6 protein-coding genes and 2 pseudogenes are annotated in these 4,882 nt (G+C 61.7%); 2 read left to right on the top strand and 6 right to left on the bottom strand.

The window, feature by feature from the left end:
- Positions 1–100 precede the first annotated feature (100 nt).
- From WDW90_RS34895 to WDW90_RS34880, 4 genes and pseudogenes are all read right to left on the bottom strand, one after another.
- A pseudogene (locus WDW90_RS34895) lies at positions 101–250 on the bottom strand (IS6 family transposase); the annotation flags it as partial.
- Between the two features lie 103 nt (positions 251–353).
- Positions 354–503, bottom strand: a complete 150-nt coding sequence (locus WDW90_RS34890) for a type IV secretory system conjugative DNA transfer family protein (protein WP_336492316.1) — start codon at positions 501–503, stop codon at positions 354–356.
- A gap of 27 nt (positions 504–530) precedes the next feature.
- Entirely contained in the window at positions 531–1,307 is a 777-nt protein-coding gene (locus tag WDW90_RS34885; protein WP_336492315.1) for a hypothetical protein, read from the bottom strand.
- On the bottom strand, positions 1,304–2,038 hold the full coding sequence (locus WDW90_RS34880) for a hypothetical protein (protein ID WP_336492314.1): 735 nt from the start codon (positions 2,036–2,038) through the stop codon (positions 1,304–1,306). The genes WDW90_RS34885 and WDW90_RS34880 overlap by 4 nt, the downstream gene beginning before the upstream one ends.
- 308 nt (positions 2,039–2,346) lie before the next feature.
- Here WDW90_RS34880 and WDW90_RS34875 point away from each other — a divergent pair.
- A pseudogene (locus tag WDW90_RS34875) lies at positions 2,347–2,973 on the top strand (IS6 family transposase); the annotation flags it as partial.
- Positions 2,974–3,260: 287 nt separating this feature from the next.
- Positions 3,261–3,488 (top strand): hypothetical protein, encoded by a 228-nt coding sequence (locus tag WDW90_RS34870; protein ID WP_336492313.1) that lies wholly within the window; start codon positions 3,261–3,263, stop codon positions 3,486–3,488.
- Between the two features lie 48 nt (positions 3,489–3,536).
- Here the strand turns inward: WDW90_RS34870 and WDW90_RS34865 are convergent, their stop codons facing one another.
- Together WDW90_RS34865 and WDW90_RS34860 are read right to left on the bottom strand one after the other, a co-directional pair.
- A complete protein-coding gene (locus WDW90_RS34865; RefSeq protein WP_336492312.1) occupies positions 3,537–3,770 on the bottom strand; it encodes a DUF6894 family protein in 234 nt (77 codons plus the stop codon).
- 283 nt (positions 3,771–4,053) lie between these two features.
- Positions 4,054–4,882 (bottom strand): Crp/Fnr family transcriptional regulator (locus WDW90_RS34860; protein WP_336492311.1); only part of this gene is annotated, 829 nt, incomplete at its 5' end.

The following is a 4,882-nucleotide window of genomic DNA, read 5'->3' as shown; positions in this document are numbered from 1 at the left end:
CTGCCGTGAGAAACACGGCAAGGGCTGGGACACGGCGCATCTTGGCCTCCGAGAGGAGCCATGCGCAGGCTTGATCGCAGAACCCGGCGCGTCAATGGGCCAGAAACAGCTCCTCGATGTCGCGATAGTTCAGCGAGTAGCGCAGGTACCAGGAGACCGCCTGCACGATCAGAGCCGCCTCGAAGTGACGGCCCTTGAAGTCGGCCTTGGACCGGCGCTTCAGCTTGGCGGCGATGGCGTGCAGGATCATGGGCCGGCTCCGGGACGAGACGGCAAGCTCGTTCGGTAGGGCTAATGACCCGTAAACGCAGGCCCATTCGCGTTTGCGACACGCCCGGGGGGCGTCCACACCATCACGCCCCTGTCACCTGGCACGCCTGGGTCACGCCCGTCTGCCAGCCCTCGGCGACCCAGCGCTTCCAGGTGTCCCGCTCGGCGCCGTCGCGAGGCATCAACTGGTCCAGCGGCCCGGAAGTGACGACAAGCTGGAAGAGGAGCCGGATGTGTCCGCCTCCAATCCGACGCTGATATCAGTAGTCCTCGTTGGTCCAAGAGCCCCGACTGCGATCCAACGTGGCGAGGACGTTGGCGGCGTCGTCGTCGGTAACTGCCTCGATCTGCGCTGAAGCCTGCTTTACCAACTTCTGCAGATTGCTAATGACCTCAGCTTTGTCGACGTGTGCCGCCTGCAGTGCCGCGACAGCCGCGGCCATGGCCGAGATCGAGGTAAGCAGGCGATAGTTAACCAGATAAGCCTTCTGCGCACTGAGGCGGCCGCGCACGCCTGCGTGGATGGCCTCCTGCAATTTGTCCCGCCGTACTGCGCCGGAAATGGCACCAATGGCGAAGGAGATCCCAATGGCGGCAATGCCCGCGGCAGCGCCTATGCCAATCTCGAAGACGGCGGGCAGCCCGACCAATTCAGCGAAGGCGGCCGCACCGATCTCCCCTGTACTAGCGAGATAGCTAGTCGCAGCAATGGTCAGCGCCGAGGAAGCCACAGTTCCAGTCAGCACGGGAATTACAAGTTGCGATGCGCTAACGCTCCATTGGTTGAACTGGACTTGGGTTGGCCGCACGTCGGGCGGAACATCTACAGATCTCTCGTAAAGCGAGGCGATCCGGTCATCCAGGGCCTGGAGACCGGCCTTGATCTGTGGCGCCAGCAAAGAGAGCTTGCCGGCGAGATCCTGGCAGTCCTGAGCCAGTTCCTGCGCACGGTGCTCGCGCGAAGGATTGTCGGGAAAGTAGGTGTCGCCAGTGAACAGTCCGCCGATGTCGTCCCAAATTGTCATGGAATCGTTCATCCTTCGGCAGTCCATGAGCCCCGTTGATTATCAAGTTCCGCCAGCTTAGACATGGCAAACTGATCTGTTATTTCTTCAACATGCACCTTATGTTGGGAGATCAAATTGGTAACAATGGCATCAAGCTGTTCCTTTGTAATTCCCGGAATATTCCTAATCGCATCATAAGAGTCAATGACAGCCGTTAGCGACAACCGTACTCGCTCATTGACTAAAGCGTGTTGTTTGAGTGCGATGCGTGGTTGCTTGAGATCGTTCACAGCTTTTTGCAATGCATGCCGGTTGTCGGCACCGCTAATCGCGTCGACGACAGCTTCAACGGCCGCCGCTGCAGCAATGCCACCCATGATTTTGCCGAAACGAAGCCAGCGCGGAAGGCCGACGAAGTCGCCAAAAGCGGCTTCACCGATGCGCCCCTGGTTGAGCAGCCAGGCTCTACTAGCAGCCTGGAGCGCAACCATCGTGCGCTCCATGGCCACGATAGGGCTGATGACAGAGGCTATCTTCTGCACCCAGTGGTCCTTATCCAGGGAAACAGGTTGGACGGGAACATCGCTCTGAGTCAGGTTCCGGTAGGCGTCCTGGATCGCCTTTGTGGACTGATCGAGGAGGCTTTCCACGGTTTGCTTGTCCTGCACAAGTGCCGCAGAGATGATGGCGCAGTCATTGGCCAATTCGCCGGCGCGGTTTGCGCGATTTTCGTTGTCTGGATAAAACCAGTTTTCGAACATGCTTGACCTTTCTCTGCAAAGAATTGTGCACGGCGAAGGTCGTTCGCGTTAAGTTTATGGCCCCGTAAAGAATGGTGGTCTACATCATTTCATGCGCAGGCAAGGGTAGAAATCGAACGTAAGAAAAGCTGGTCCGCACACGCTGGAAAAGCGATAGCGGGCGCAGAATCCTCTTTCACCGCTCGCTCCGAGATGCATGGGATCTCTGACCTGCCCCCCGGCAGGAGGGACCTGTCGCAAAGTTTGTGAGGTTCACGGCTCGTTAGGCATACAGGCCGAGTTTGCGCCTCCGATCCCGGAGGCCCTCCATGATCCTCAACGCTATCGCTGCGCGGCTGAAGCGTCGGGCCAAGGCCGACTTCAAGGGCCGTCACTTCGAGGCCACGCTGATCGTCCAGGCCGTCTCCTCGTACCTGCGCCATCCGCTGAGCTACCGCGATATCGAGGAACTGTTCCTCGAACGCAGTGTCGAGGTCGACCACTCCACCCTCAACCGCTGGGTGCTGGCTTATGCGCCGCTGATGGAGCGCCGATTGCGCACCTTCCGCAAGCCGCATTGCGGCTCGATCCGGGTCGATGAAACGTACGTCCGGGTCCGGGGCGGGTGGCGCTACCTGTACCGCGCCATCGACAAGCACGGCACGCCCGTCGACTTCCTCCTGTCAGCCAAGCGCGACTTGGACGCCGCCAAGCACTTCTTCCGCAAGGTGCTGGAGGATCAGCCGTTGTTGGCACCCGACCGGATCGGCACGGACGCCGCTGGACCTTATCCCCCTGCCATCATCGCATCCCGGAAGGCCGGGCTCCTGGCGCGCACGCCGCTGCACTACATCACCAAGCACCTGCAGCAGGGTATCGAGAGCGACCACTTCCGGGTCAAACTGTGCTTCAGGGCGCCCGGCGATGCTGCGCCCAGCGGCACGGGCCGGCAATCGTAGAGACTGAACGCGGTGGTGGTACCCGTATCCTTCAATGCCAGGAAAACGACAGTTTCCCAGGCACTTCAGCCTGTTAGATTTGTGTGTCTGGAAATCAAAATGCCGGGCGATCCCGGTCCTTTCGCACGGATTGGGCGTTATGGAGCCGCCTAGATCGCGTAAGCCCCTTTACGAAACAGATCCTGGGCACCGCCAAGCCCCTGCGCGCAACAGCACGGAGGGTTGCCTCCCCGCTGGGGCGGGCGGAGCATCGCTGCGGAGTGGACGAGAAGCGAGTGTCTGCGATGAGCGCGCAGGCTGCCTTTGAGCCCAGGATGGTTCTTGTCTGGGCCGGAGTGCTGCTTTTCATCGGCGGCATCCTGCTCACGGCCTTCACGGCGCTCTGGGGTGGGCGCTTCAGAGCTAGGAGCCGAACCGACAGCGCGGCTGGCTTCAGCCCTCGGGCGAACTGGCCCGGGCTGGCGATGTTAGCTGTGAGCGTGGTCTGCTTCCTGGCTGCGGCGGCAGTTTGAGGCCGAGATCCTATCTCGCGCGACACGCAGCGGCTCGCGGATTGGGCGTTATGGAGCGTCCTCGATGACCGCGAGAAGGGATGCGGTCACGACGCGCTTGCCGCTGTCATCCCGCACGTCGACCCGGACCTGGATGGCATTCGCGTCCAATGGCTTGGCCGCGACCAGCCCACCCAAAGCGCGCTGTGTCTCAGCGCGAACCGCCTGCAGGTCGGGGCAGTCATGCCCCACATCGTCGCGCAGGACATCACCATCGTGGATGTCGAAGAAGAACCGTGGCACGGGCCGTCCTACCTGGATCGAGTGAAGGCAAATGCCTTCAACCTTGCTGTAGCGCCCCCTTGAGCGCAGCCTATAGGCTAAAATTGATCCAGCCGATACACATCGTCGACTATCAAAGTCGATGAAAAGCCGGGCTGAGGACGAGCGGCAGCGTGATCTCAGCCATTCCGCGTCTCGGCTGAGCGGCTCACTGCCACGCCCACGGTCCTTACGGCCTTAAATCTGCGGCAAGTTTCATCGGATGAGCGGGGCAGAGGTGGGAACGCGGCGGCCTCGGGTCCTGTCAGCGGCCGAACCCATCGAAGCACAGGTAGGCCGGGTCGAACTCGGCGAACGCTTTGTACGCTGGCACATCCGGGATCGTCACGAGGTTGTCGCTCCAGATGATCAGGCCGCTCGCGCGCAGGCCCTGCACGACGCGGTTGATGTGGACGTACGAGATGCCGAGCGCATCCGCCACGTCCGCCTGCGAGAGCGGAAAGTCGAAGCTGTGCTCGTCCGCCAGTCCGATCACCTGCAGGCAGACCAACAGCTCGCACAGAGTATGGGCGAGGCGCCTGTCGGCCGGACGTGCGTCGTTGACAATCCACTCGCGGGCCCGGCTCAGCTCGCGCAAGGTGACCCACCAGATCGCGCGGCTGATGCCGGGATGGAGGCTGATCAGTTCCGTCAGCTTGGAGCGGGAGAGATCCACGACCGAGCACGGTGTGAGAGCGCCGACGCGCAGATCGCGCCCGAAGGGGCCGGCATCGTGCATGTAGCAGAGGTCACCCGGCAGGACGAAGGAGACGATCCGGCGGGTGCCGCTTCGGAGGACCTTGTAGCGGCAGGCAAAGCCGCTCATGACAAGGTAGACGCGATCCGTGGTGTCGCCATAAGCGATGTCGCGCCGGGCCACCACGGAGCGGCGATTGAAAGTCAGCGCCTGCAGCTCGGCTTGCTCTTCGTCGGACAATGCGCCCGCACGCTCAAGTTTTCGCAGGAACGGATACCCATCTATCACGTCCGCCGTCCGTGCGCCCTCCACGGCGTAGCGGAAGGAAGGATCGTTCATCAGATCGGCCGGGCGCGGCATGTCGGCCTCCAGGTTACCGGAGCACACTGCAGCGAAC

Origin of the sequence: Methylobacterium nigriterrae, from assembly GCF_037106235.1 — a bacterium.
Lineage (GTDB): Bacteria > Pseudomonadota > Alphaproteobacteria > Rhizobiales > Beijerinckiaceae > Methylobacterium > Methylobacterium nigriterrae.
The sequence above is the reverse complement of the archived record's forward strand: the minus strand, read 5'-3'. Positions and strand labels throughout refer to the sequence as shown.

Excerpts from the sequence above, each read along its gene's own strand:
- WDW90_RS34885 (WP_336492315.1), bottom strand. The coding sequence starts at position 1,307 with ATGAACGATTCCATGACAATTTGGGACGACATCGGCGGACTGTTCACT.
- WDW90_RS34880 (WP_336492314.1), bottom strand. The coding sequence starts at position 2,038 with ATGTTCGAAAACTGGTTTTATCCAGACAACGAAAATCGCGCAAACCGC.
- WDW90_RS34870 (WP_336492313.1), top strand. The coding sequence starts at position 3,261 with ATGAGCGCGCAGGCTGCCTTTGAGCCCAGGATGGTTCTTGTCTGGGCC.